Source organism: Micromonospora sp. RP3T (assembly GCF_003027925.1).
GTDB lineage: Bacteria > Actinomycetota > Actinomycetes > Mycobacteriales > Micromonosporaceae > Micromonospora.
Genome location: NZ_PYPS01000001.1, coordinates 190501 through 215175, shown reverse-complemented (window position 1 = coordinate 215175; position 24675 = coordinate 190501). Strand labels below are relative to the sequence as shown.

The following is a 24675-nucleotide window of genomic DNA, read 5'->3' as shown; positions in this document are numbered from 1 at the left end:
TGCGGGCAGGTTTCCAGGCCCAGGCGAGGAGGACGCGGCGTGAGCGGTGGACCACTGATCGTGCAGTCGGACAAGACGCTGCTGCTGGAGATCGACCACCCGGACGCGCAGGCCTGCCGGATGGCCATCGCGCCGTTCGCCGAGCTGGAGCGCTCCCCGGAGCACGTGCACACGTACCGGCTCACCCCGCTGGGGTTGTGGAACGCGCGGGCGGCCGGTCACGACGCGGAGGGCGTGGTCGACTCGCTGATCAAGTATTCGCGTTACCCGGTGCCGCACGGGCTGCTCGTCGACGTGGCCGAGACGATGGACCGGTACGGCCGGCTCCAGCTCGCCAACGACCCGGTGCACGGGCTGGTGCTGCGCGCCCTGGACCGGGTGGTGCTGATCGAGGTGGCGAAGAGCAAGAAGCTCGCCGGCATGCTCGGCGCGAAACTCGACGACGACACCATCGCGGTGCACCCGTCCGAGCGGGGCCGGCTCAAGCAGGCGCTGCTCAAGCTCGGCTGGCCGGCGGAGGACCTGGCCGGGTACGTGGACGGCGAGGCGCACCCGATCGAGCTGGCCGAGTCCGGCTCCGACGGCGGCAGGCCGTGGACGCTGCGGTCGTACCAGCGGGAGGCGGTGGAGGCGTTCTGGGCCGGCGGGTCGGGCGTGGTGGTGCTGCCCTGCGGCGCCGGCAAGACGCTGGTCGGGGCCGCGGCGATGGCGGAGGCGAAGGCGACCACGCTGATCCTGGTCACGAACACGGTGGCGGGCCGGCAGTGGAAGCGGGAGCTGATCGCCCGCACGTCGCTGACCGAGGAGGAGATCGGCGAGTACTCGGGCGAGCGCAAGGAGATCCGTCCGGTCACCATCGCCACGTACCAGGTGCTCACCTCGCGGCGCGGCGGCGCCTTCACCCACCTGGACCTGTTCGGCGCCCGCGACTGGGGCCTGGTCGTCTACGACGAGGTGCACCTGCTGCCCGCGCCGATCTTCCGCTTCACGGCGGACCTCCAGGCCCGCCGCCGGCTGGGCCTCACCGCGACGCTGGTACGCGAGGACGGCCGGGAGGGCGACGTGTTCAGCCTGATCGGCCCGAAGCGGTACGACGCGCCGTGGAAGGACATCGAGCAGCAGGGCTGGATCGCGCCGGCGGAGTGCACCGAGGTACGGGTGACGCTCACCGACGCGGAGCGGCTGGCGTACGCGACGGCGGAGGCGGAGGAGCGCTACCGGATGGCGGCGACCGCCCGCACCAAGCTGCCGGTGGTCCGCGCGCTGGTGGAGCGGCACCCGCAGGAGCAGGTGCTGGTGATCGGTGGTTTCCTCGACCAGTTGCACCAGCTCGGGGAATATCTGGACGCGCCGATCGTGCAGGGGTCCACCACGAACAAGGAGCGTGAGCGGCTGTTCGACGCGTTCCGCTCCGGTGAGATCCGCACCCTGGTGATCTCGAAGGTGGGCAACTTCTCGATCGACCTGCCGGAGGCGGCGGTGGCGATCCAGGTGTCCGGCACGTTCGGGTCGCGGCAGGAGGAGGCGCAACGGCTGGGCCGGGTGCTGCGGCCGAAGGCCGACGGCCGGCAGGCACACTTCTACACAGTGGTCTCGCGGGACACCATCGACACCGAGTACGCCGCGCACCGGCAGCGCTTCCTGGCCGAGCAGGGGTACGCGTACACGATCGTGGACGCCGACGACGTGCTCGGCCCGAAACTGCCGACGGTCGACTGACGTTCTGGCGGTGGTGCGCTAGAACTGCGTCGTGATGGCGAGGCTGCGCGCGCGTTGGTGGCGGATCAAGGCAGCGGTCCGACTTCTGATTCGGGACTTCGGCTGGGACAGACGGCACACTCCGAACGTCGCCCGAGGCTCGGCACGCTGGTGGACGGTGTTGCTGTCGGCGCTGGCTGTCGGCGCGACGCTTGTCGCCTACGGCTGGGCGATTGCCGAAGCGCCACGGCTGCTGGATCGAGACGTCCTGCGCCAAGCGAGCCCGGATGCCCGCCTCGGCGCCTATCACAATGCCCGCCTGCTGGTGACGTCGCTCGGCGGGGCGTTCGTCGTCGCCATCGGCCTCTTGTACACCGCACGCAACTACCGGCTGGCTAATCGAGGTCAGGTCACCGATCGCTTCACGAAGGCACTTGAGCGGTTGGACTCCACGAAAACCCATATTCGCATCGGTGGCGTGCACGCCCTCGCTCGGGTGCTCCAGGATTCGCCGTCCCACCACAACGACACGGTCGACGTGCTCATCGCCTTTCTGCGCGACCGTAGCGCGTCCAGTCCCGAGTCGACGGACCCGTCGGAAGACCTGCCGCAGGAACTACCGGAGGACGTCCGGGCAACCACAACCGCGCTTGCCTACCGGCCGCCCCGCCGCGCGACCGAGCGGACGGGACTGGACCTGCACGACCTGAGGCTCGACTACCTGCACGCTCCGTACGGCCGTCTCCGGAACTCGGACTTCTCCGGGTGCAGGCTGCGGGAAGCCCGTCTGTACCGGGCAGTGCTGGACTACGCCGAGTTCAGCAAAGCCGACCTGCGGGGCGCCGAACTCAGCCGCAGCAGCCTGAATTTCGCCAAGCTGCATCTGGCTCTCATCGACCACGCCGATCTGTTCGCGGCATCGCTCAACGGGGCCGACCTCACGCTGTCCAGCCTGGTGGGTACGAACATCTCACACGCGCTACTGCTCGATGCCTGCCTGTCGAAGTGCAGACTACGCGGAGCCTATCTCTCCTTCTCCGACCTGCAATTGGCGGACCTGACCTGGGCGGACCTGAGCCAGGCACGTTTGAACCGTTGCCGCCTCCACAACGCAAACCTGAGTTTCGCATCGCTACGTCAGACGGAGGCTCGCGATTCCCACTTCGACGGGGCGAACCTGGCCCATGTTTCGGCAGCGCAGGCGAACTTCGGATTCTCCAGCCTGAATCAGGCCATTCTGGAATCCGCCGACCTGCGCGACGCGCGTCTCGTGGGAGCCCAGATGAGAGGGGTCGACCTGAGCGAGGCGGACCTCAGGGGCGCCACTCTCATGGGCGCCGATCTGGCCGGGGCGAACTTGTCGGGCGCGGACATCAGAGGCACCGACCTACGGATGGCCCGGCTCTGTGACGCGAACGGCCGGAATCCCGTCCACGGGCTGGACGCTGAAGATCTCGCGGGCGCCCGGACGGATCGGGGGACCCGGCTACCACCACGACTACAGCGCGGGAACGGCCAGGCTGGATGAACCGACCGAGGGACCGGACGGGTGGGCCTACGAGGTGAGGGCCCACCCGTCCGGTCGCCGCTGTCGGGTCTAGCCCTGGCCGCCGGCGCGGAACGCGACCCAGGCGTCGCTCATCCGGTCGGCCTGGCCCGGGGTGAACATGTCCATGCAGGAGTCCTGCGTGTAGTCCATGAAGTTGTGGATCGGGTCGAGGCCGGGCGCGGTGCAGGTGTCCGCGCCGACCGGGCAGTTGAACTGCGGCGCCGCCTCACGCGGCGTGTCGGCGACGAAGTCGCCGGAGGCGGAGCAGCCGTGCGCGAAGGTGTGCTCCAGCATCAGCCAGTGCCCCACCTCGTGGGTGAGCGTGTCGCCGAGCGCGTACTTGCCGGCGGTGCCGCCCGGCATCGACTCGTCGAGCATGACCACGCCGTCGATGTAGTCGCGGCCGTTGTTGTAGCCCTTCGGGAAGTACGCCCAGCCGAGCAGCCCGCCGCCGATGTTCGCCGCGTAGACGTTGAGCGTGCGGGAGTCGCCGGTGTAGAGCGCCTTCTTCATGTCCCGCTCGTTCTTGCCCGGTTCGACCGTGTACCAGGTGCTGTTCACGGTCCAGGTGGTGTCGACGAGCGAGAAGCGGAACGGCGTGTCCGAGGCGTCGGCGGCGGTGCGGCCGGCGTACGAGTCGTTGAGCACGGTCATCTGCGCCGCGATCAGCGTGTTCCACCGGGCCTTCTCGGCCGCGCCCAGCTCGTGGTCGGAGATCATGTGGAAGACCGTCGGCACGGTGACGCTGCCGTTGGCCAGGCGCGGCACGTCCTTGATCACGCCGTACGCGTTGGCCTCGTTCTTCGAGTAGAGCTCCGGCTCCTGGGCGGTGGCGCCCTCGCTCACCCGGGCGACGCTGTGCTGGTCGGCGCCCGGTTGGCAGGCGGCGACCTGGGCGGAGGCGGTCACGGGTGCGGCCGTGGCGTGCGCTCCGCCGGTCAGGAACGTGGCGGCGGCCGTGGCCAGCACCGCCAGGTGGATTGTCGGTCTCCTGTGCATCGCTGCACCTTTCGAGAGGCATGAAAGGAACACGGAACCGACGCGGGGTTGTCAAAGCTGCGGGTCGATGACGTCGTCGTTCCGACATAAGACCACGTCAGCGGCCTCCGCAACAGTCCCCGCCCGGCCGGGCGCCCGGTGCTCGGAGTGGCATCGCTTTCCACTCCCTTTCGAGCTGACAGCAGCAACGACTCGCCACCCACCGCGCCGCCGCGCACCCACTTCCAACAGGAGAGATCGCTGTCCCACCTCCCCGGACGAGGCAGAGATCTTGGTGCGAAATGGCCCCTCCAGGGGCCGATTCCTACCAAGATCTCGTGCGGTCAGCGGCGATCGGACTCGGCGACGAAGACGCCTCGGCCAGGGCGACCCACCAGCACGCCATGCTCGCGCAGCAGCGCCACCGCCCGGCTGATCGTGGACTTCGAAACGTCGAATTCGTCCGCGAGCTTCCGGCCGGAGGGGAGCTGAGAACCCGACGGATACGTACCGTCCTTGATCTTCCTCGAGAGGTCAGCGAGCAATTCGTCCATGGTGGGCGGGATAGGCACGTCAGGGCCCCTTGCAGTCGGTTGGCGCCCCTCGTACCGGTCTCGTACCGCCGCCCGGGTGCTGGCCCAGCTCAGCGCCGGGGTGAAGCCGGGCGGGGTGACCGTGTCGGCGGAGGACGCGCAGCGCGTACACCATTGGGTCTTCTGTGATCGGCCGTTGCCGGACGGCGGCGGGCGGTGCGCGCTACCGGCGGATCACGTCTCGGCGTGCGCCCGTCGCGCGCCCTGGCTCCGACGACGCTGACCCGTCCACGCCATCAAGTTCGTAGGCGAGAGCATCGGAGGGCGCCGGGTCGTCCGTCAGCGGCGCAGGTAGCGGGCGCGACGGCCGGTCTCGCGGAAGCCGAGCCGTCGGTACAGCCCGGCCGCCGGGTTGTCGTCGTTGACGCAGAGCCACGCGGCGTCCGCGCCCGCCTCGGCGAGCCCGCGCAGCACGCGAGCCACCAGGTACGCGCCGACCCGCCGGCCGCGCCAGCCGGGCACCACGCCGACCTGGTCGATCCAGGTGTCGAGCACGGTGACGAAGCCGACCGCGCCGCCGTCCGGCCCACGCGCGACCATCGACAGCTCCGGTCGGTAGTCCTCGTCGTCGCGCAGGTCACCCAACCACTCCTCGGCCGCCGGCTCGACGAAGCCGGGCCGGTCGGCGAACGACACGCGGTACGTGTCGAACAGCTCCGGCGAGAGCGTGGCCGGCTCCAACGTGACGCCGTCCGGCGCGGCCACGTCGGGCGGCGCGTCGAGGTCGTGCCGCAGCACCCGTTCCAGGAACGTCCGCCGTAGTCCACGCGCGACGAACAGCGCCTCCGCGTCGGCGGTCCACGTCTCGGTGGTGAGCAGCAGACCCGCGTCGTCGGCCTGCCCGTCGACCCAGTCCAGCAGCCGGGTGCCGATCCCCCGCCCCCGCCACGCTGGATGCACCAGCCCGCACGCGGTGACCGGAGTGCGGTCCGCGTCGACGCTCACGGCCGCGACCAGGTCACCGTCGTGCCAGGCGCCGAGGGTACGCGTCTGGAGCAGCCGCGCCCGCACCAGCGGAGTACGCGTGAACAGCGGCAGTCCACCGTCCAAGGCGAGACACGCCTCGACCAGCCCGGTCAACGCGGCGAGGTCACCCTCCCCGTGAGCCCGCCAGACCAGCCCGTCCCCCCGCCCCACCACGCACCCCTCCCAGCATCGTTGATCTTGCAGTTTACGCCCCGGCAGAAGCCACGAAAACGGCATTTGCCGGGCCACGACTGAAGATCGACGCGGGGGCGCGGGAGGGACGGCGGGGAGGGTCAGAGGCGGCGGGTATGGGGTGGGGCGGGGTGGGTGGGGTTGGCGTGGATCACGAGGGTGGCGCGGGCGGCGAGCGGGGCGAGCAGCCACTTCACGGGCTGCTCGTGTTCGACCGGGTCGACCAGAAGACGGTCGCCGGGGCGCAGGTCGAGCTGCGCGGCGACCTCCGCGGCCAGCCGCCGCCACGCGCCGAAGCTGGTGCCGTCCGGGGTGGCCGGGTCGGCCGGGTCCACGGCCGTGTGGTCCGGCGGGTCGGCGGGGTGCCGCGGCACCTCGGCGGACCAGTCCAGCCAGCCCGGCGGCACCTCGTCGACCGGGCCGGGACGGACGCCGACCAGGTAGCGGTGGGTCCCCTCGGGCACGTCCTCCAGCCAGTCGTCCAGGCGCTCCGGGGTCACGAACACCGCGTCGAAGGGCCGGTCCGCGCCTGGCTCCAGCGCCGGCAACCCGGCCAGCGCCCGGGGCCGGAAGGACACCGTCAGCCCGACCGACCACGCGCCGAGCAGCACTGCCGCGGTACGCCAGTGCGGCGGCAGCAGCACCGCCACCCGGTCACCGGGGCGCAGCCCACAGCCGTCCCGCAGCAGCCCGGCGCTGCGGGCGGCCCACGCGCCGAGCTGCGACGCGGTCAGGTTGGTGCGTTCACCGGTGGCGTCGTCGAGGTAGCTGAGCAGCGGCTCGTCGGTGACGACGGAAGCGGGTGCGGGTGCGTGGACGGCCATCGGATGCGCTCCTCCCGGACGACCGGCTCAGCCTAGCGGGGCGAACCGGTCCACCAGGAGCGCCAGTCGACGCTCGTGTTCGGCCCGCCGCAGCCGACCGTCGCGCATCAACGTGACCAGGCCGTGCAGCCCGCTCCAGAAAGTCTCGGTGAAGGTCTCCAGGTCGTCCCCACCGGCGAACGGGCGCAGCGTTTCGGCCAGCTCGGCGAAGGCTCGGGCCAGCTCGACCGGGGCCTCCTGGCTGGCGAAGGAGAGGGCGACGGGGAGCCTGAAGATCGCGTCGTAGAGCGCGGGCCGACGTTCGGCGAAAGCGGCGTACGCCGTAGCGATGCCGGCCACCGCCTGCCGGGGGTCGGGCGCGGCGGCGCGGGCGGCGGCGAGTTCGGCGGCCATCTCGCCGCAGCCCTCCACGGCGACCGCCGCCATGATGGCGTCCTTGCCCTTGAAGTGGCTGTAGAGGACGGGCTGGCTGTACTCGATCTCGGCGGCGAGCCGGCGGGTGGTGACCGCGTCCCAGCCCTCCGACTCGGCAAGGTCCCGGGCGGCGGCGACGATGGCCCGCTCGCGCTCGGCCCGCTCCCGCTCTCGGCGTGCCTGGATGGACATGACCGCAACTCTAGCACCGCTAGTCAATCTATCGGCGCTCTGCTAGCGTCGCTCCCACCCCTAGCACCGCTAGATTCGGAGTCGACCATGCTCAATGTCCTCGCCTACGGGCTCGCCGTCGTCCTCAGCCTGTTCATCGTCTTCATCGGCGTCCGCTTCCTGACGACGCCCCGGAACGCCGCCGCCGGCTACGGCGTTCCGGCGTCGGCGGGTGGGGCCGAATCCGCCTACCTCACCGTCAAGGGCGTCCGCGACCTCACCTACGGCCTGGTCGGACTCGCCCTGATCGCCTTCACCAACGCCGACGCCGTCGCCTGGTTCATGCTTGTCGTCGCGCTCGCCCCCGTGGGCGACACCGTCATCGTGCTGCGGCACGGCGGCACCCGGGCCGTCGCCTTCGGCATCCACTTCGCCACCGCGCTGGTCATCCTCCTCGACGCCGCCCTGCTGTTCGCGCTCTAGCCGAGCCACCGCCGCGCGGGTCCGTGACCGTCGACTTTGGTCACGGGCCCCTCGGCCGATGGCCGTATCGACGGGCCGGCCGGCTGCGGCACGGTGCGGGCATGACGACCGAACCCCTGCGCCGGCGGCTCGCGCCGGCCGTCGCGTTGCTGCTGCTCGCACCCTGGACCGCCGAGTGCTCCTGGGGCGGATTCACGCTCGCCGGCATGCCGTTCGTGGTGCTGGTGCTCGCCCCGATGTACGGCGGGGCCGCGCTGCTGATCCGGGAGACCGCCCGGCGGCTCGGACTGGGCTGGCCGGGGATCGTGCTGCTCGCCACCGCCTTCGGCGTGGTCCAGGCCGGCCTGGTCGACCAGTCGCTGTTCAATCCGGACTACCTCGACGACACCCAGTTCGCCGACGCCCGCGCCGTCGCCGAGGCGACGCTGGTGCCCGGCCTCGGGTTCAGCGCCCGGCAGGCGGTCGACTACGTGGGCAACCACGTGGCGTTGACCATCTGCGCGTCGATCGCGCTCGTCGAGTCGTACCTCGGGGTGGGTCGCCGGTCGCGGCCCTGGCTGGGTCGTCCGGGCCTGGTCGTGGCCGCGCTGCTCTGGCTCGGCGGCAGCCTGCTGGTCTTCGCCGACGACGGCGGGCGCAAGGGCTTCCTGGCCTCGCCGGTCCAGCTCACGTTCGCCGCCGGCGTGGCGCTGGCCCTGATCGCCGCCGCGCTGCCGCGCGTCGGACGCGCCGCCGACGCGCGCATCGACCCAGCCGCCGGCACGCCCGGCGACCGGACCGCCAGGACCGCGCCGCGACCCGTCTGGGCGGGGCTGGTGGTGCTGGTCGCCTACGCCGGGGCCGGCACCGTGCCGGGGTGGACCGGGATCGGCGTCGCGCTGGCGCTCGCCGTGGTCACCGCCGCGCTGCTGACGCGCTGGTCCCGGCGGGCCGGCTGGGGGCAGCGCCACGTGCTCGCCGCCGGCTCGGCCGCCGTGGTCGTCGCGGCCGTCTTCGCGTACGACGTGCCGACCTACACCCCGGCGGGCCCGGCGGCCGACCTGGTGGGTGACGTGGCGATCAGCGTGCTCGTGCTGCTGCTGGTCGGCGGCGCGTGGTGGCGGGTCAGCGGGCGGGCAGCTCGGGACCGCCGTCGAGCAGCGGCGCCAGCAGATCGCCCTGCTTCGCCACCCGCCTGAGCACCTCGGTGGCCGTGTAGGGCCGCGTCGCCGGCCGTTTCCCGGCCGCACCGGCCGCCACCTCGTCCCAGGTCAGCGGCGTGGAGGCGGCCGGTACGGGCTGGGCGCGCAGCGAGTACGGCGCCACTGTCGTCTTCGCCGCGTTGTTCTGGCTCCAGTCGATGAAGACCTTGCCGGGGCGTAGGTTCTTCGCCATCTTCGACACGATCAGCTTCGGGTGCGCCTGCTCCAGCTCCTGCGCGATGCGCTTGGCGTAGCCGGAGACGACGTCGGCGTCCTGGGTGCCGGCGATCGGGCAGCAGAGCTGCATGCCCTTCTTCCCGGACGTCTTCGGGTACGCGTCGATCCCGTCGTCGGCCAGCCGGTCGCGCATCAGCAGCGCCACCTGGCAGCACTGTCGCAGTGCCGCCGGGGCACCCGGATCCAGGTCGACGACCATCATGTCCGGGTGTTCGCCGACCTTCCACTGCGGCGTGTGCAGCTCCAGCGCGGCCAGGTTCGCCAGCCAGACCAGCGTGGGCAACTCGTCGCAGACCACGAAGTCGATGGTCTCCCGCCCCTTGGTCGACCCGGGGACGGGCAGGTTCTCGGTGCGTACCCAACCGGGGGTCGCGGCCGGTGCGTTCTTCTCGAAGAACGAGCCGCCGTCGACACCGTTGGGGAAGCGGATCCGGGTGAGCGCACGGTCGCGCAGGTGTGGCAGCAGCACCGGAGCGATCCGGGTGTAGTAGTCGATCATCTCGCCCTTGGTGAAGCCGGCCTGCGGGAAGAGCACCTTGTCCAGGTTGGACAGCTCCAGGGCGCGCCCCTCGACCTCGACCTTGAACCGGTCAGCCGGCATCCTCGACCTCCTCGGGCGGCTTGTCCGGGCGCAGCCGCAGGACCCGGGGGAAGCGCAGCCGCCCGTCCGGGGTGCGTTGGCCGTACTTGACCTCCACCACCACCCGGGGTGATACCCAGATCGCGCCGCGCGCATCCTCGCGCGGCACGTCCCCGGCGAACGGCGACGCGCCGGCGCGCAACGGCTCCAGCTCGCGCAGCAGTTCCCGTTCGACGGCCGCGCCGATGCCGCCGCCGACCCGCCCCCGGTAGACCAGCCGCCCGTCCGGGCCGGGCACGCCGACCAGCAGCCCGCCGACCCGGCGCGCGCCCGGCCGCCAGCCGCCGACCACGAAGTCGCCGGTGACCTCCAGCTTGACCTTCACCCAGTCCGGCGAGCGCACCCCGGGCCGGTAGGCCGAGTCGGCCCGCTTGGCCAGCACGCCCTCCAACCCGTGCTCACCGGCCGCCGCGTAGGTGGCCGGCCCGTCGGTGAAGACCGGCGGCACCGTCCACCGGGCGGCGCCGAGCCCGAGCGCCTCCAGCGCCGCCCGCCGCTCGTGCCAGGGCCGGGCGGTCAGGTCCACGCCGTCGAGCCGCAGCAAATCGAAGATCATGTACGTCACCGGGGCGGTCGCCGCCAGCCGTGCCGCCTTGGCCGGGTTGCGCACGTGCATCCGCTCGGCCAGCGCGGTGAACGACGGCTGCCCGTCCGTGAAGATCACCACCTCGCCGTCGAGCAGCGCGTCGTCGACCTGCTCGGCCAGGTTCAGCAGTTCCGGGTACGCGGTGGTGATCTCGACGCCGGAGCGGGCGTAGAAGTGCCGGTCGCCGTGGGAGATGTCGGCGAGCGCGCGGATGCCGTCCCACTTGAACTCGTACGCCCATGCGGCACCGGCCGGGAGCTGCCCGGTCATCGCGAGCATCGGCTTCAACGGCGCGCCGGGCACCTCCTGACTGTAGTAGGGCACGGAAGAGCGTGCGTGCCGTTCGATCGTTTGGGATTCTGGTCTACAACCGGGGAGAGGAGCGCGGGAATGCGGGCCATCTGGAAAGGAGCGGTGTCGTTCGGCCTGGTGTCGATCGGGGTGAAGGTCTACTCGGCAACCGAGGAGAAGGACATCCGGTTCCATCAGGTGCACCGCGAGGACGGCGGCCGTATCCGTTACAAGCGCACCTGCTCGGTCTGCGGCGAGGAGGTCACCTACGACGACATCGCCAAGGGCTACGACCTCGGCGGCGGCGAGATGGTCATCCTGACCGACGAGGACTTCGCCGAACTGCCGCTGAGCACCTCGCACGCGATCGACGTGCTGGAGTTCGTGCCGGCCGAGCAGGTCGACCCGATCCTCTACAACAAGGCCTACTTCCTGGAGCCGGAGGGGACCGCCACCAAGCCGTACGTGCTGCTGCGGGACGCGCTGACCGACTCGGAGCGGGTGGCGATCGTCAAGGTGGCGCTGCGCCAGCGGGAGCAGTTGGCGACGCTGCGGGTCCGCGAGGGCGTGCTGCTGCTCAACACGATGCTCTGGCCGGACGAGATCCGTCAGCCCGACTTCGGCTTCCTGGACGAGGACCTGAAGGTCCGCCCGCCGGAGCTGGCGATGGCCAGCTCGTTGATCGACTCGATGGCCGGCGAGTTCGAGCCGGACGCCTTCACCGACGACTACCGGGCCGCGTTGCAGGAGGTCATCGACGCGAAGGTGGAGGGCCGCGAGGTGGTGCAGCCGGAGGAGGAAGAGGCCGCGCCGGCCGCCGCGGTGGACCTGATGGCCGCGTTGAAGGCGTCCGTCGAGCGGGCCCGGGCGGCCCGGGGCGAGGCGCCGTCCGGCGGCGGGGCCGAGCCGACCCCGATCTCGTCGGCCCGCTCCGCGAAGAAGACCGCCGCGAAGAAGACCCCGGCCAAGAAGGCCGAACCGGCGAAGAAGGCCACCCCGGCGAAGAAGACCGCCGCGAAGAAGAAGACGGCGGCGAAGAAGGCCGAGCCGGCGAAGAAGACCGCCGCCAAGAAGAAGACCGCCTGAGGGGTAAGGAAGGGGCCCCGCTTAACGTATTCGGTATAGGCGGGGCCCCCGCTTATCACCCGCGGCCAAGCTTCTCCGTCGGGGTGACGCGGACGATGACGCGCTCCTCGCCCGCACGCCGCCACGGGTAGGTGTCCTGGCCGAGATACTTCTTCGCCATCCGGTCGATGTGCTCGTCGGCGCCCTCGGTGACGAACTCGACAGTGCCCTTCACCCAGAGCGTGCGGTAGTCGTCCGCCTTGTCGACCACCGACACCGCGACGACCGGGTTACGGGACATGTTGAGGTACTTCTGCCGGCCCTTGGCGGTGTTGAACACGATGTGCTCCCCGTCGGTGTCCACCCAGACCGGGGTGACGTGCGGGGTGCCGTCGGACTCGATGGTGGCCACGTGCGCGAGCTGCGGCTCGCCGAGCAGGGCCAGGTCTTCTGCGGTGAGGATCGCCATGTCCGAGAACGTACCCGCTCGGTGTCCGGTCCAGCCCGGGGTGTGAAGAAGGGGCCCCGCCTATACCGAATGCGTTAAGAAGGGCCCCCGCCTTTCGTCGCTGTGGGGGTGCGGGCGGGTACCGTGTGCGCTGGCCTCGGCGGCGGCCCGCCGGGGGCGTACCCACCCCCCACCTGCAGGGAGTCGACGTGAGCGAGCGTGTGGAGAACCGGTCGGAGGACCAGGCCGCCCCGGCCACCAAGGCCGGGCGGCGGCTGGCCGCCCAGCTGGCCGAGAAGAAGGCCGCCGAGGCGCGCCGGCGCCGGCAGTCGATGCTGGGCGCGGCCGCCGGTGTGCTCGCCGTGGTGGCCCTGGTCGGTGGCCTGGTCTGGCTGAACAGCGGGGACGACGACAAGCCGGCAAACACGTCCTCCTCGGCCAGCCCCAGCGCCCCCGCCGACCAGGCGGAGCCCACCGCGCCGCCCGCGCCGGAGCTGCCCGCCAACGTCGACCCGGCGCTGAAGACCAAGCCGGCGGTCAAGGCCGGCTCCGGTGAGCTGAAGAAGCTGACCGTCACCACGCTGGTCAAGGGCAAGGGGCCGGCGGTGAAGGCCGGGCAGACGATCACCACGAACTACGTGGGCGTCTTCTACAAGGACGGGAAGCAGTTCGACGCGTCCTGGGACAACGGCCAGCCGGCCACCTTCCAGATCGGCGTGGGCCAGGTCATCAAGGGCTGGGACCAGGGCCTGGTCGGCGTGCCGGTGGGCAGCCGCGTGCAGCTCGACCTCCCGGCCGACCTGGCGTACGGCGACAAGGCCGAGGGCGGTCGTCCGGCCGGGCCGCTGCGCTTCGTCGTCGACGTGCTGGCTGCGCAGTAGATCACTCCAGGCTTCCGTCCGGTCACCCAACGGCAGTAGGTTCGTGGTCACCGCGGGCGGTCCGTCCGTCCGCGGTGACCTGACCACCGACGCGGAGGTGCACGTGGCGGCGCTGGACGACCCCGGGGTGGCCCGGCAGATGTGGACGCTGTTCGAGCCGGTCCACGCGGTGACCTACTTCCACCCGCGCGCCCGATCCGCGTTCGAGGCGGTCGGGCTGCGCGGCTACTGGCGCGGCTACTTCGCCGGCCGGGCCGCGCCACTCGGGCCGGTCGACGCCCCGACGGTGACGGCCGCGTTCTTCAGCTTCGCGCCGCCGATGGTGGCCCGCGCGGTGCCGTCGGTGTGGCGGCTGGCCACCCCGGAGGAGGCGCTGCGCGCCCGGCTCACCGGCGCGGTGCAGGCACTCGCCGAGTTCACCTACGAGCTGCCCGAGTCGCACCTGGTCGAGGCCGCCGAACTGCTGGAGGCGGCGGCGGACCGGGTGGACACCGCCGGGCGGGTGCTCGGCGCGGTCAACGCCGCCCTGCCGCGCGGGGAGTACCCGCTGGCCCGGCTCTGGCAGGCCGCCGCCACGCTGCGCGAGCACCGGGGCGACGGGCACGTGGCCGCGCTGGTCGGCACCGGGCTGGAGCCGGTCGAGGTGGTGGCCTGGCGGTGCCGGGTCGACCAGTCGCGCGAGTTCCACCAGCCGGCCCGGGGCTGGACCGACGAGGAGTGGTCCGCCGCCGAGGAGCGGCTGGTCGACAAGGGCTGGCTGACCGCCGACCGGCTGCCGACCCCGCAGGCCAGCGCCACGTTCCGGGCCGTCGAGGAGGCCACCGACCGGGCTGCGGCGGGCCCGTGGCGGGCGCTGGGCGCGGAGCGTACGCAACGGCTGCGGGAGCTGCTCGAACCGGTCGCGACGCGCTGCCGCACGATCATCCCGGCCCAGGCCCCGATCGGGTTGCCGGCGCAGCGTTCGGTCGGAGCGACGCTGCCGGGGTAAGCCGGGCCGCCGGCTGGGGCAGGATGGCGGCATGGTGGACGCGGTGCTCTTCGACCTGGACGGCGTGATCGTGGACTCGGAGCCGGTCTGGGAGGAGGTCCGCCGGGCGTACGTGGCCGAGCACGGAGGCGTCTGGCAGCCGGACACCCAGCGCCGGCTGATGGGCATGAGCACCGGCGAGTGGGCCGCCTACCTGAGCGGTGAGCTGGGCGTGGACCGGTCGGCCGAACAGGTCGCCGCCGAGGTGGTGGCGGAGATGACCCGGCGGTACGCGCAGCGCGTACCGCTGATCGACGACGCGGACGCGGTGGTGCGCCGGACGGCCGCGCGGTGGCCGCTGGGGTTGGCCAGTTCCTCGCCGACCCGGCTGATCGCGGCGGCGCTGGAGGCGACGGGCCTGGTCGACGCGTTCGGCGCGACGCTGTCGACGGAGGAGACCGCCCGGGGCAAGCCGGCGCCGGACGTCTGGCTGGCGGTGGCGGCCCGGTTGGGCGTCGACCCGGCCCGGTGCGTGGCGGTGGAGGACTCGTCCAACGGCGTTCGGTCGGCGGCGGCGGCCGGGTGTCGGGTGGTGGCGGTGCCGCACCTGTCGTACCCGCTGGATCCGGACGCGGCGGCCCTCGCCGCCGTGCGGCTGCCCTCGATCGGCGCGCTGACCCCGGAGCTGCTCACGGGGTTGGGGTGTTAAGCGGGGCCCCTTCCTCTACCGGAAGCGTTAAGCGGGGGCCCCGCCTTACGGTGGGGGTAACGACGGCGGAGGGACGGCGATGAGGGCGATCGTGTACGAGCGCAGCGGGGACGCCTCGGTGCTCCAGGTGGTTCAGCGGCCGGTGCCCGAGCCGGGCCCGGGTGAGGTGCTGGTGCGGATGGCCGTCTCGGGGGTGAACCCGACGGACTGGAAGGCGCGCGAGGCGTGGCCGCTGCCGGCCGGCTGGCAGATCCCGCACCAGGACGGCGCCGGGGTGGTGGAGGCGGTCGGCGAGGGCGTCGACCGGATCCTGATCGGCGAGCGGGTCTGGCTGTGGGAGGCGGCCTGGCAGCGCCCGTGGGGCACCGCGGCGGAGTACACGGTGGTCCCGGTCCGGCACGCGGTGCCGCTCGGTTCGGCGTCGTTCGACCTGGGCGCGGCGCTGGGCATCCCGTTCATGACCGCGCACCGCTGCCTGACCGTCGGCGAGTTCATGCCGGACACGTTGCACGCCGGTGCGTTGAGCGACCACGTGGTGCTGGTGCAGGGCGGGGCGGGCGCGGTGGGCAACGCGGCGATCCAGCTCGCCCGCTGGGCCGACGCCTGCGTGATCACCACGGTGAGCACGCCGGAGAAGGCGCAGCTCGCCGCCGCGGCCGGGGCCGACTTCGTGATCAACTACCGCGAGCAGGACGTGGTGGAGGAGGTCCGCAAGGTCGCGCCCGACGGGGTGCACACCATCGTCGAGGTCTCCGCCGCCCGCAACGCCGCCGGCGACGTGCGGATGCTGCGTACCGGTGGCGCGGTCTGCGTCTACGCCGACGACGGCGGCGACGAGGTGACGCTGCCGATCCGGCCGTTGATGGGGCCGAACGCGCGCTGGCAGTTCGTGCTGGTCTACACCGCGCCGAAGGTGGCCAAGGCGCAGGCGGTGACCGACATCGCGGCGGCGGTGGCGCAGGGCGCGATCCGGGTCGGCGCGGAGGCCGGGCTGCCGCTGCACCGGTATCCACTTGCGGAGACCGCGGCGGCGCAGCAGGCGGTACGGGACGGCGCGGTGGGCAAGGTGCTGGTCAGCACCGCCGAGGAGTAGGGGATTTCCCCGACATCGGGACAGAGGCGAACAAGTTTCGCAACAATGGCGGTGCGGGTCACCCCGTAACGGACGGGCGGCCCCGGCGCGGTGCGAACGCCGGGGCCGCCCTCTGGGAGGAATGTCCGTGGGAAACGTGTTCCTACCTGTGTAGGCGACGGTACGCCGGAAAGCGTTACGGCGCGGACAGTTCCCGCACCTCAAGCCCGCCGTCGGCGTACCGCGAGCGCACCACCTTCTTGTCGAACTTGCCGACGCTGGTCTTCGGGACCGCGTCGATGAACGCCCAGCGCTCCGGCAACTGCCAGCGGGCCACCGAGCCGGCCAGGAAGTCCCGCAGCTCCTCCGCGGTGACCGAGGTGCCCTCGCGGACCACCACGGTGGCCAGCGGGCGCTCGTCCCAGCGCTCGTCCGGCACACCCACCACGCACGCCTCCAGCACCGCCGGATGCGCCATCAGCGCGTTCTCCAGCTCGACGGAGGAGATCCACTCCCCGCCGGACTTGATCACGTCCTTGGCCCGGTCGGTGAGCGTGATGAACCCGTCCGGCGAGAGCGTGCCGACGTCCCCGGTCCGCAGCCAGCCGTCCCGGAACTTCTCCGGATCCGGCTCGTCGTCGCCGACGTACCGGGCGGTCACCCACGGCCCCCGCACCTCCAGCTCGCCCACGGACGTCCCGTCCGCGGGCAGCGGCTCACCCAGCGGCCCGACGATCCGCGCCGCCACCCCGGCCGGGACGCGGCCCTGGGTGTAGCGGTAGCGCCAGGCGTCGTCGCCTGTCGCACCGGCCGGGGCTCGGGACACCGAACCCAGCGGCGACATCTCGGTCATCCCCCAGGCGTGGATGACCTCGATGCCGTGCCGGTCGCGGAACGCGTGCATCAGCGCCGGCGGGCACGCCGAGCCGCCGACGATCACCTCGGTCAGCGAGGAGGTGTCCACGTCGTGGGTGTCCAGGTAGGCCAGCAGGTCGGTCCAGATGGTCGGCACCGCGCCGGCCAGTGTGGGCCGCTCGGCGGCGATCATCGCGGCGATCGGCTCGGCCTGGAGGAAGCGGTCCGGCATGATCAGCGAGGCGCCGGAGAGGAACGCCGCGTACGGCAGGCCCCACGACATGGCGTGGAACATCGGCACGATGGCCAGCTCCCGGTCGCCCGGTCCGAGACCGAAGCCCTCCGGCATGCAGACCTGCAGCGAGTGCAGGTAGATCGAACGGTGCGAGTAGGCCACGCCCTTGGGGTGGCCGGTGGTCCCGGACGTGTAGCAGAGCGCCGCCGCGTCCCGCTCGTCCACCTCCGGCCAGTCGAACACCTCCGGCCGGTCGGCCAGCAGCGCGTCCCAGTGGTGCACGGTGATCCGGTCGCCGGCGGCGGCCACCAGCGGGGCCGGGTCACCGCCGCCCACCACCACCACGTGGCGCACCGTGGCCAGCTCGCCGAGCACGCGGGCCAGCAGCGGGATGAGCGTGCTGTCGACGAGCACCACCCGGTCCTGCGCGTGGTTGGCGATGTAGGCGACCTGGTCCGGGAAGAGCCGCAGGTTGAGCGTGTGCAGCACCGCGCCCATGCTCGGCACCGCGAAGTAGGCCACCAGGTGCTCGTTGTTGTTCCACATGAAGGTGGCGACCCGCTCGTCACCGGTCACCCCGCACTCGTCACGCAACGCGTGGGCCAGCCGGGCGGCGGCGCGCCCCACCTCCGCGTACGTCATCCGGCGGGGTTCGGCGCCGGTCCAGGTGACCACCTCGGCCGTGCCGTGCACGGTGGCGCCGTGTTCGAGGATGCGGGCTACCTGGAGCGGGGCGTCCATCATCGTGCTACGCATGGGTAACAACGTAGTGTCGCCGTTCACACCAGCGGAACCCCCGGAACGGCCGAGCCGGCCGGCAATGCTGCGTAGATTGTCCGGGTGAGCATCTCCTGGGCCGACTCGTACGTCGGGCAGCTCCGCGCGCTGGCCGGTGACCGCACGCTGATGTTCGTCGGCGCCCGCGCCGTGGTGCGCGACAACGCCGCCCGGGTGCTGTTGATCCGGCGCTCCGACAACGGCCAGTGGGCGCTGCCGGCCGGCGCGATGGAGCTGGGCGAGTCGATCGCCGACTGCGCGGTCCGCGAGGTCCGCGAGGAGACCGGCCTCCGCGCGCTGCGGGTCAGCGCGTTCGCGCTCTACACCGGCCCGGACCGCACCCACACCAACATGTACGGGCACACCTATCAGGTCTTCACCGCCGCGTTCCGGGTCGACGAGTGGGACGGCGAGCTGTCCCGGTTCACCGACGAGACCACCGACGCCGGCTTCTTCCACCGGGCGGAGTTCCCCACCCCGCTCTCGTCGAGCGTCACCGAGACGCTGGCCGACCTGGACGTCTTCGAGCAGACCAACCGCCTGATCCTCAAGTAGGCCGGGCGGCCCCGACCGGGGCGGGCCCGCTCAGAGCATCGTCTGCGACTTCGCCTCCATCTCGGCGGCGGCCTCGTCCTTCGACTCCTTCGGCAACGGCCTGCCACCCGGCGCGGCGGCCTTCCCGCCCAGCGGGTCCGCGCCGCCGGTGGCGCCCTGCGGGCCGGCGCCGCGGAGCTGGTGGTTCGGCATGGCCAGGGTGACCAGCACCGCCAGCACCGCGATCAGCCCGGTGGTCAGGAAGACCAGGTGCAGCGCGTCGACGAACGAGGACTGGATCGCGGCGCGTACCGGGCCGGGCAACGCGAGGATGGTGGCCGGGTCGTTGATCGAGATGTTCTCCGCGCCGCCGGCCGCCACCGCCGCCCGCTGCTGCGGCGGGAGCTGGGCCAGCGCGCCCGGCAGCCGGTCGGCCAGCGCGCCGGTGAGCCGCGTGGACAGCACCGCGCCCAGGATGGCCACCCCGAACGACCCGCCCAGCGAGCGGAAGAACGTGGCCGAGGAGGTGCCCGCGCCCAGGTCGCGGACGTCCACCGCGTTCTGCACGGCCAGGATCAGCGACTGCATGCACAGGCCCAGCCCGACGCCGATCACCACCATGTAACCGAACGCGGCCCACAACGACGTGCCCACCTGGAGTTGGCGGAACAGCAGCATGCCGACCACCAGCACGGCGGCGCCCGTCACCGGGAACCACTTGTACCTGCCGATCCGGCTCATCGCCCGGCCGGTCAGGATCGACGTGACGATGATGCCGGCCATCATCGGCAGCATCAGCAGGCCGCTACGGGTCGGCGAGGCGCCCTTGACGATCTGGAGGTAGAGCGGAATGAAGATGATCGACCCGAACATCACCAGGCCGAGCACGAAGCCGGCGGTGTTGGCCAGCGCGAACGTGCGGCTGCGGAACAGCCGCAGCGGCAGGATCGGCTCCCGGGTCCGGGCCTCCTGGAGCAGGAACGCCACGCCCAGCACCGCACCGGCCACGAACAGCCCGACGATCACGCCGGAGCCCCAGGCGTACGAGGTGCCGCCCCAGCTCAGCGCCAGCAGCAGGCAGCTCACGCCGGCGACCAGCAACGCCGCGCCGAGCCAGTCGACGGTGTGCTCGCGGCGCTGGAACGGCACCAGCCGCATCACGTGCCAGCAGACCACGATGGCGAGAATCGCCAGCGGCACGTTGAGGTAGAAGATCCACCGCCAGTTGGTCTCCGCGAAGTAGCCGCCGACCAGCGGGCCGGCCACCGACGACACGCCGAACACGGCCCCGAACAGGCCCTGGTAGCGGCCCCGCTCCCGGGGCGGCACCACGTCCGAGATGATGACGAACGCCAGCGTCATCAGGCCGCCCGCGCCGAGCCCCTGCACGCCCCGGGTGACGATCAGCTGGGTCATGTCCCGCGACATCCCGGCCAGCAGCGAGCCGACCAGGAACGCGCCGATGGAGAACAGAAAGACCGGCCGGCGCCCGTACAGGTCGGCCATCTTGCCGTAGAGCGGCGTCGAGGCGGTCGACGCCAGCAGGTACGCGGTGACCACCCACGAGTAGTGGTCGATGCCGCCCAGCTCTCCGACGATGGTGGGCAGCGCGGTGCCGACGATGGTCTGGTCGAGCGCGGCCAGCAGCATGCCGGTCATCAGACCGAACATCAGCAGCCGGATCTGGCGGGCGGGCAACGCGGGTGCAGCGGCCTGGGCGGTCATCCCGCTTCCTATCCCACCGGGGGCGGATCATGCCCCCGGTGGGCGGATGAGTTTTCTAGCCGGCGGTGTGCCGGCCCCCGGCGAACTCCTCGACGATCTTGGCGCAGAACGCCGGCAGGTCGTCCGGCTTACGGCTGCTGACCAGCCCGTTGTCGGTGACGACCTCCTCGTCGACCCAGGTGGCGCCGGCGTTCGTGAGGTCGGTGCGCAGGCTCGGCCAGGAGGTGATCCGGCGACCGCGCACCACGTCCGCCTCGACCAGCGTCCACGGGCCGTGGCAGATCACCCCGACCGGCTTGCCGGCGTCGAAGAACGCCTTCACGAACCGGACCGCGTCCGGGTCGGCCCGCAGGAAGTCCGGGTTCGCCACGCCGCCGGGCAGCACCAACCCGTCGTACGCGCCGGCGTCCGCCTCCTTGGTGGTGACGTCGACCTGGTACTGCTTGCCGTGGTCCAGGTGGTTGAACGCCTGGATCGAGCCGGACTCGAGGGAGACCAGCTCCACCCGGGCGCCGGCGTTCTCCACCGCCTCGCGCGGCTTGGTGTACTCGACCTCCTCGACGCCGTCGGCGGCCAGGAACGCGATCCGCTTGCCCTGAAGTGTCGCTGCCATGCTGCTTCTCCTCTCCGGGGTGTGTCTGGACGATTCCCCCGGCCGGTGCCCGGAAACCGGACGCGCCGGGTGGCCCGCGTCGCAGCCGGGCCGAGACCGGACTGGTTTGGCCGGCCGACGCCGGGGGACCCGGCAGGGCATGGCAGGAGCAGCAGCGGAAGAGCGCCGGCTGGCCACCGTGGTGGCGAGCTGGCAGGGGCGTCCCGTGCTGGTCGTCGGCGACGCCATGCTGGACGAGTGGCGGTTCGCCGAGTCGGAGCGACTCTGCCGGGAGGCGCCCGCGCCGGTCCTCACGCTGCGCCGCCGGATCTCCGCCGCCGGCGGTGCCGCCAACACCGCGGTCAACGTCGCCGCGCTCGGCGGCCGGGCCGCGCTCGTCGCCCCGGTCGGCGCCGACGTCGCCGGCGACGAGCTGCACGACTGCCTGGACCGGGCGACGGTCTGGGACCGGACGGTCAGCCAGCCCGGCCGCCCCACCCCGGTCAAGCGCCGGATGCTCGCCGGCAACCAGATCCTGCTCCGGGAGGACTCCGGTGGCCCGGAGGACACGCTCGACGACGACGGGGTGGCCCGCCTGCTGACCGCGCTGCACTGCGCCACCGAGGAGCTGCGCGCGGTGGCCGCCGGGCAGCCGCTCACGCTCGTGGTCTGCGACTACGGGCTGGGTGCGCTGCCGTCGGCGGTACGCGCCTGGCTGGTCGCCAACCGCGACCGGTACGGCACGGTGGCGCTCGACGCGCACGACCTGGCCGACTGGCGCGGGCTCAACCCGACGGTGGTGACGCCGAGCTTCGCCGAGGCGACCCGACTGCTGGCCCGCGCCGCCGCCGGGTTCGCCCACGCCGAACGCGGCGTCGTCCGCGCCGGTGACCTGCACCTCGATCATCCGGCGACGGCCGACGGCCCGTCCGAGCTGGTGGTCGGTGCCGCACCCGGCGGAGCCGGCGAACGGGCGGTGGACGCGCGCCCCGGCGAGGCCGGTGAACGGGCGACGCACGCCATGCCCGGCGAACGTGCGCCGGGCAGTCCGCACCCCGCCTCCGGCGCGCCCGTGCACGGGTCCACCGGGGGCTCGCCCGGGCCGACCGGCGAGCCGACTCCGGGCGAGGAACGGGTGGCGCTGACCGGCGACGGGCTCAGCGTCACCGGCACCGGGGTGACCGTGAACGCGGCCGTCGGCGAGGGCGTGGACCGGGCCGAGCTGGCCGAGTCGCGCCTGTCCGAACTGCGCGCGCACACCGGCGCGGACGTGGTCGCGGTGACCCTGGACACCGATGGCGCGGTGGTCGGCGGTGCCGACGGCTCACCCCGGCGCAGTCACAGCACGCCGGTCCCGGCCAGCCACGCGGTCGGCGCCGGGGACGCGTACCTGGCGGCCATGACGCTGGCGCTGGCCGCCGAGGCGGGCCTGCCGACCGCCGCGCAGCTCGCCCAGCTCGCCGCCACCATCACGGTCGCCGACACCGGCACCTGCGTGTGCCGCCGGGAGGACCTGCTCACCGCGCTGGGCACCGGCGGCGAGGAGGCCGGGCACCCGGCCCTGGTCGGCGCCGACGAACTGGCCGCGCTCGTCGACGAGCACCGGCGGTCGGGACGGTCGGTGGTGTTCACCAACGGCTGCTTCGACGTGCTGCACCCGGGGCACGTCCGCTACCTGACCCAGGCCCGCGCGCTCGGCGACCTGCTGATCGTGGCGGTCAACTCGGACGGCAGCGTACGCCGGCTCAAGGGCCCGGACCGGCCGGTCAACCCGGTCGAGGACCGCATCGCGCTGCTGGCGGCGCTGGCCTGCGTGGACCACGTGGTGGTCTTCGAGGAGGACTCTCCGGCCCGGCTGATCGAGGCGGTCCGCCCGGACGTCTACGTCAAGGGCGGCGACTACCCGCCGGAGATGGTGCCGGAGGCGCCGCTGGTCCGCCGGCTCGGCGGCCAGGTCCGCACGCTCGGCTACGTGCCGGACCGCTCCACCTCGGCCATCATCGACCGGATCCGGAACCAGTCGGTCGGCGAGAGCAGGCCGGCGTGACCCGACCGCTCGACCCGGACACCCCGGAGCGGTTCCGGCATCCCCGACCGCTCGACGTGCTGATCCCCACCCGCAACCGGCCGGCCGAGCTGGCGGTCACGTTGTCCGGGCTGGCCGCCCAGGAGGGCGTGCCCGGGTTCGGGGTGGTGGTCAGCGACCAGTCCGACGGCGACCCCGCGTACGCGCACCCGGCGGCGGCCACCATGGTCCGGGCGTTGCGCCACCGGGGACACCCGGTGCTGCTGACCCGGCGGCTGCCCCGGCGCGGGCTGGCCGAGCACCGCTCCTACCTGCTGTCCCGCTCGGCGGCCGACGCCGTGCTCTGCCTCGACGACGACGTCTGGCTGGAGCCGGGCACGCTGTCCCGGCTGGTCACCGCGCTGCACGAGCTGGGCTGCGGGTTCGTCGGCAACGCGGTGCACGGGCTCTCCTACACCGAGGACGTCCGCCCGGACACGCACCGGCACTACGAGGAGTGGTCGGGCCGGCCGGAACCGGAGCGGATCCGGCCGGGCACGCCGGAGTGGCACCGGGCGTCGATCCACCCGGCGGCGAACCTGCTGCACGTCACCGAGAAGCTCGACCTGCCAGTGGGCGCGTGGCGGGCGTACAAGGTCTCCTGGATCGGCGGCTGCGTGCTCTACGACCGGGCGAAGCTGGTCGACGCCGGTGGCTTCGACTTCTGGGAGCGGCTGCCCGAGCGGCACCAGGGCGAGGACGTGGCCGCGCAGCTCGCGGTGCTGGAGCGGCACGGCGGCGCCGGCGTGCTGCCCAGCGGGGCCTACCACCTGGAGTCGCCGACCACGGTCACCGAGCGGGACGTGGAGGCGTGGGAGGTCGTGCTCAACGAGTCGGGCGCGGAGGTGTGAGCAGCTCGCGGGCCGCCTCCACCACCTCGACGGCCGGCACGTCGGCCACGAACGACACCCGGTGCGGGCAGTCGCCGTCCCCGGGGCGGTGCGGGTAGATCCCGGGCGTGCAGTCGACGCCGCAGACCGGGCAGCGGGTCGTCCAGGCGGCGATCGGGCGGTGCCGGCCGCGCAGCGGGGACGCGCCGTTGATCAGGTTGCCGACCCAGAAGATGCCCACCGTGGGCACGCCCACCGCGGCGGCCAGGTGCAGCGGTCCGGTGTCGTTGGAGACCACCAGCGCGCAGTCCGCGTACGCGGCGGCGAGCGCGCCGAGGCTCAGCGTGCCGACCTGCGGGCGTACCGGCACCCCGGCCGCCGCGACCACCGCGTCGACCGTCTCCCGCTCGGCGGGCGTGCCGGTGACCAGCACCTCGTACCCGTCCCCGACCAGCGCGCGGGCGACCTCGGCGAAGCTCTCCGCCGGCCAGCGGCGCCGGGTGTCGGTGGCGCCCGGGTGCAGCGCCACCCGGGGTCGGCCGGGCGCGCCGAGCACCGCCGCCGCCTCGGCCCGGTCCGCGTCGGTCACCGTCAGCGCCGGGGTGATCGTGGTGGCCGGCGCCCCGACCAGCGCGGCCACCTCCAGGTAGCGGATCACCTCGTGCTGGTAGTAGACGTACCGCAGCCAGCGGTCCAGCGGCGGCGCGTCGTCGGCGCGCAGCCCGGCGGTGACCCGGGCGCCGAGCGCGGTGACGAACGGGTTGGAGTTGGCGCCGCCGCCGTGCACCTGCAACGCCAGGTCGAACCGTTCGGCGCGGGCGGCGGCCAGGAAGTCCGCCGGGCCGGTCGGCGACTCGTCCGGGCCGGCGTCGCGGATGCCCGGCCCGGGCGGCACCACCAGCACCCGGTCCACCGGGCCGGGCCGGTCGCGCCACAGCTTCGCGTGCCACGGCGCGCCGAGCAGCACGATCTCCGCCGACGGGTACGCGGCCCGCAGCGCCGCCAACGCGGGGAGCACGAAGATGAAGTCGCCGAGCGCGTTGGCCCGGAGCACGGCGATCCGCTCGACGTCCGGCACCCGCGCGCCCACCGGACCGAGGGGGAGGCTGGTCACGCC

25 protein-coding genes are annotated in these 24675 nt (G+C 72.8%); 13 read left to right on the top strand and 12 right to left on the bottom strand.

Annotation, left to right across the window (positions count from 1 at the left end; all coding sequences use genetic code 11):
* The first annotated feature begins 39 nt into the window (after nucleotides 1-39).
* Together C8054_RS01010 and C8054_RS01005 are read left to right on the top strand one after the other, a co-directional pair.
* Complete coding sequence (locus tag C8054_RS01010) at nucleotides 40-1719, top strand: DNA repair helicase XPB (protein ID WP_107154752.1); 1680 nt, start codon at nucleotides 40-42, stop codon at nucleotides 1717-1719.
* Between the two features lie 34 nt (nucleotides 1720-1753).
* Nucleotides 1754-3226, top strand: a complete 1473-nt coding sequence (locus C8054_RS01005; RefSeq protein WP_233219434.1) for a pentapeptide repeat-containing protein — start codon at nucleotides 1754-1756, stop codon at nucleotides 3224-3226.
* A 69-nt stretch (nucleotides 3227-3295) separates the two neighbouring features.
* On the opposite strand, the gene C8054_RS01000 is transcribed toward C8054_RS01005, so the two are convergent.
* Nucleotides 3296-4246, bottom strand: a complete 951-nt coding sequence (locus C8054_RS01000; RefSeq protein WP_107154750.1) for a zinc metalloprotease — start codon at nucleotides 4244-4246, stop codon at nucleotides 3296-3298.
* A gap of 323 nt (nucleotides 4247-4569) precedes the next feature.
* Nucleotides 4570-4779 (bottom strand): winged helix-turn-helix domain-containing protein, encoded by a 210-nt coding sequence (locus C8054_RS00995; RefSeq protein WP_107154749.1) that lies wholly within the window; start codon nucleotides 4777-4779, stop codon nucleotides 4570-4572.
* Between C8054_RS00995 and C8054_RS00990 the strand changes: the two genes are divergently transcribed.
* Nucleotides 4778-5041, top strand: a complete 264-nt coding sequence (locus tag C8054_RS00990) for a hypothetical protein (RefSeq protein ID WP_107154748.1) — start codon at nucleotides 4778-4780, stop codon at nucleotides 5039-5041. The two genes, C8054_RS00995 and C8054_RS00990, sit on opposite strands and share 2 nt — an antisense overlap.
* A 56-nt stretch (nucleotides 5042-5097) precedes the next feature.
* Here C8054_RS00990 and C8054_RS00985 read toward each other — a convergent pair whose 3' ends face one another.
* The 3 genes from C8054_RS00985 to C8054_RS00975 form a co-directional block, all read right to left on the bottom strand.
* Nucleotides 5098-5958, bottom strand: a complete 861-nt coding sequence (locus C8054_RS00985) for a GNAT family N-acetyltransferase (protein ID WP_233219414.1) — start codon at nucleotides 5956-5958, stop codon at nucleotides 5098-5100.
* Nucleotides 5959-6077: 119 nt separating this feature from the next.
* Nucleotides 6078-6800 (bottom strand): TIGR03089 family protein, encoded by a 723-nt coding sequence (locus C8054_RS00980; protein ID WP_107154746.1) that lies wholly within the window; start codon nucleotides 6798-6800, stop codon nucleotides 6078-6080.
* 27 nt (nucleotides 6801-6827) lie between these two features.
* Nucleotides 6828-7406, bottom strand: coding sequence for a TetR/AcrR family transcriptional regulator (locus C8054_RS00975; protein ID WP_107154745.1), 579 nt, complete (start codon nucleotides 7404-7406; stop codon nucleotides 6828-6830).
* Between the two features lie 87 nt (nucleotides 7407-7493).
* Between C8054_RS00975 and C8054_RS00970 the strand changes: the two genes are divergently transcribed.
* Together C8054_RS00970 and C8054_RS00965 are read left to right on the top strand one after the other, a co-directional pair.
* Nucleotides 7494-7868: a DUF4267 domain-containing protein gene (locus C8054_RS00970; protein ID WP_107154744.1), complete on the top strand. Its 375-nt coding sequence runs from the start codon at nucleotides 7494-7496 to the stop codon at nucleotides 7866-7868.
* Nucleotides 7869-7969: 101 nt separating this feature from the next.
* On the top strand, nucleotides 7970-9046 hold the full coding sequence (locus C8054_RS00965) for a hypothetical protein (protein ID WP_107154743.1): 1077 nt from the start codon (nucleotides 7970-7972) through the stop codon (nucleotides 9044-9046).
* On the opposite strand, the gene ligD (C8054_RS00960) is transcribed toward C8054_RS00965, so the two are convergent.
* Together ligD (C8054_RS00960) and ligD (C8054_RS00955) are read right to left on the bottom strand one after the other, a co-directional pair.
* Nucleotides 8973-9887 (bottom strand): non-homologous end-joining DNA ligase, encoded by a 915-nt coding sequence (gene ligD / locus C8054_RS00960; protein WP_107154742.1) that lies wholly within the window; start codon nucleotides 9885-9887, stop codon nucleotides 8973-8975. The two genes, C8054_RS00965 and ligD (C8054_RS00960), sit on opposite strands and share 74 nt — an antisense overlap.
* Nucleotides 9877-10815, bottom strand: coding sequence for a non-homologous end-joining DNA ligase (ligD, locus tag C8054_RS00955; protein WP_107154935.1), 939 nt, complete (start codon nucleotides 10813-10815; stop codon nucleotides 9877-9879). Before ligD (C8054_RS00955) ends, ligD (C8054_RS00960) begins: the two co-directional genes overlap by 11 nt.
* 87 nt (nucleotides 10816-10902) lie before the next feature.
* Between ligD (C8054_RS00955) and C8054_RS00950 the strand changes: the two genes are divergently transcribed.
* Nucleotides 10903-11889: a Ku protein gene (locus C8054_RS00950; protein WP_107154741.1), complete on the top strand. Its 987-nt coding sequence runs from the start codon at nucleotides 10903-10905 to the stop codon at nucleotides 11887-11889.
* Nucleotides 11890-11944: 55 nt separating this feature from the next.
* On the opposite strand, the gene C8054_RS00945 is transcribed toward C8054_RS00950, so the two are convergent.
* Complete coding sequence (locus tag C8054_RS00945) at nucleotides 11945-12337, bottom strand: PPOX class F420-dependent oxidoreductase (RefSeq protein WP_107154740.1); 393 nt, start codon at nucleotides 12335-12337, stop codon at nucleotides 11945-11947.
* A gap of 188 nt (nucleotides 12338-12525) precedes the next feature.
* On the opposite strand from C8054_RS00945, the gene C8054_RS00940 reads away from it, so the two are divergent.
* From C8054_RS00940 to C8054_RS00925, 4 genes are all read left to right on the top strand, one after another.
* Complete coding sequence (locus C8054_RS00940) at nucleotides 12526-13197, top strand: FKBP-type peptidyl-prolyl cis-trans isomerase (protein ID WP_107154739.1); 672 nt, start codon at nucleotides 12526-12528, stop codon at nucleotides 13195-13197.
* A 139-nt stretch (nucleotides 13198-13336) separates the two neighbouring features.
* Entirely contained in the window at nucleotides 13337-14185 is an 849-nt protein-coding gene (locus tag C8054_RS00935) for a hypothetical protein (RefSeq protein WP_199199467.1), read from the top strand.
* A gap of 31 nt (nucleotides 14186-14216) precedes the next feature.
* The gene (locus tag C8054_RS00930; RefSeq protein WP_107154737.1) at nucleotides 14217-14873 is read left to right on the top strand and encodes an HAD family phosphatase; all 657 of its coding nucleotides are present in this window, start codon (nucleotides 14217-14219) and stop codon (nucleotides 14871-14873) included.
* Nucleotides 14874-14952: 79 nt separating this feature from the next.
* A complete protein-coding gene (locus tag C8054_RS00925) occupies nucleotides 14953-15966 on the top strand; it encodes an NADPH:quinone reductase (RefSeq protein WP_107154736.1) in 1014 nt (337 codons plus the stop codon).
* Nucleotides 15967-16141: 175 nt separating this feature from the next.
* Here the strand turns inward: C8054_RS00925 and C8054_RS00920 are convergent, their stop codons facing one another.
* On the bottom strand, nucleotides 16142-17791 hold the full coding sequence (locus tag C8054_RS00920) for a fatty acid--CoA ligase (protein WP_107154735.1): 1650 nt from the start codon (nucleotides 17789-17791) through the stop codon (nucleotides 16142-16144).
* An 84-nt stretch (nucleotides 17792-17875) separates the two neighbouring features.
* Here C8054_RS00920 and C8054_RS00915 point away from each other — a divergent pair, with 84 nt between their 5' ends.
* A complete protein-coding gene (locus tag C8054_RS00915) occupies nucleotides 17876-18367 on the top strand; it encodes an NUDIX domain-containing protein (RefSeq protein WP_107154734.1) in 492 nt (163 codons plus the stop codon).
* 30 nt (nucleotides 18368-18397) lie between these two features.
* Here C8054_RS00915 and C8054_RS00910 read toward each other — a convergent pair whose 3' ends face one another.
* Nucleotides 18398-20071, bottom strand: coding sequence for an MDR family MFS transporter (locus tag C8054_RS00910; protein WP_107154733.1), 1674 nt, complete (start codon nucleotides 20069-20071; stop codon nucleotides 18398-18400).
* Between the two features lie 55 nt (nucleotides 20072-20126).
* On the bottom strand, nucleotides 20127-20684 hold the full coding sequence (locus tag C8054_RS00905) for a type 1 glutamine amidotransferase domain-containing protein (RefSeq protein WP_107154732.1): 558 nt from the start codon (nucleotides 20682-20684) through the stop codon (nucleotides 20127-20129).
* Between the two features lie 139 nt (nucleotides 20685-20823).
* On the opposite strand from C8054_RS00905, the gene rfaE2 reads away from it, so the two are divergent.
* Both rfaE2 and C8054_RS00895 read left to right on the top strand, forming a co-directional pair.
* Nucleotides 20824-22710, top strand: coding sequence for a D-glycero-beta-D-manno-heptose 1-phosphate adenylyltransferase (gene rfaE2 / locus C8054_RS00900; protein WP_107154731.1), 1887 nt, complete (start codon nucleotides 20824-20826; stop codon nucleotides 22708-22710).
* Nucleotides 22707-23579, top strand: a complete 873-nt coding sequence (locus C8054_RS00895) for a glycosyltransferase family 2 protein (protein ID WP_107154730.1) — start codon at nucleotides 22707-22709, stop codon at nucleotides 23577-23579. Before rfaE2 ends, C8054_RS00895 begins: the two co-directional genes overlap by 4 nt.
* Here the strand turns inward: C8054_RS00895 and C8054_RS00890 are convergent.
* Nucleotides 23554-24672: a glycosyltransferase family 9 protein gene (locus tag C8054_RS00890; RefSeq protein WP_107154729.1), complete on the bottom strand. Its 1119-nt coding sequence runs from the start codon at nucleotides 24670-24672 to the stop codon at nucleotides 23554-23556. The genes C8054_RS00895 and C8054_RS00890 overlap by 26 nt on opposite strands.
* Nucleotides 24673-24675: the final 3 nt, after the last annotated feature.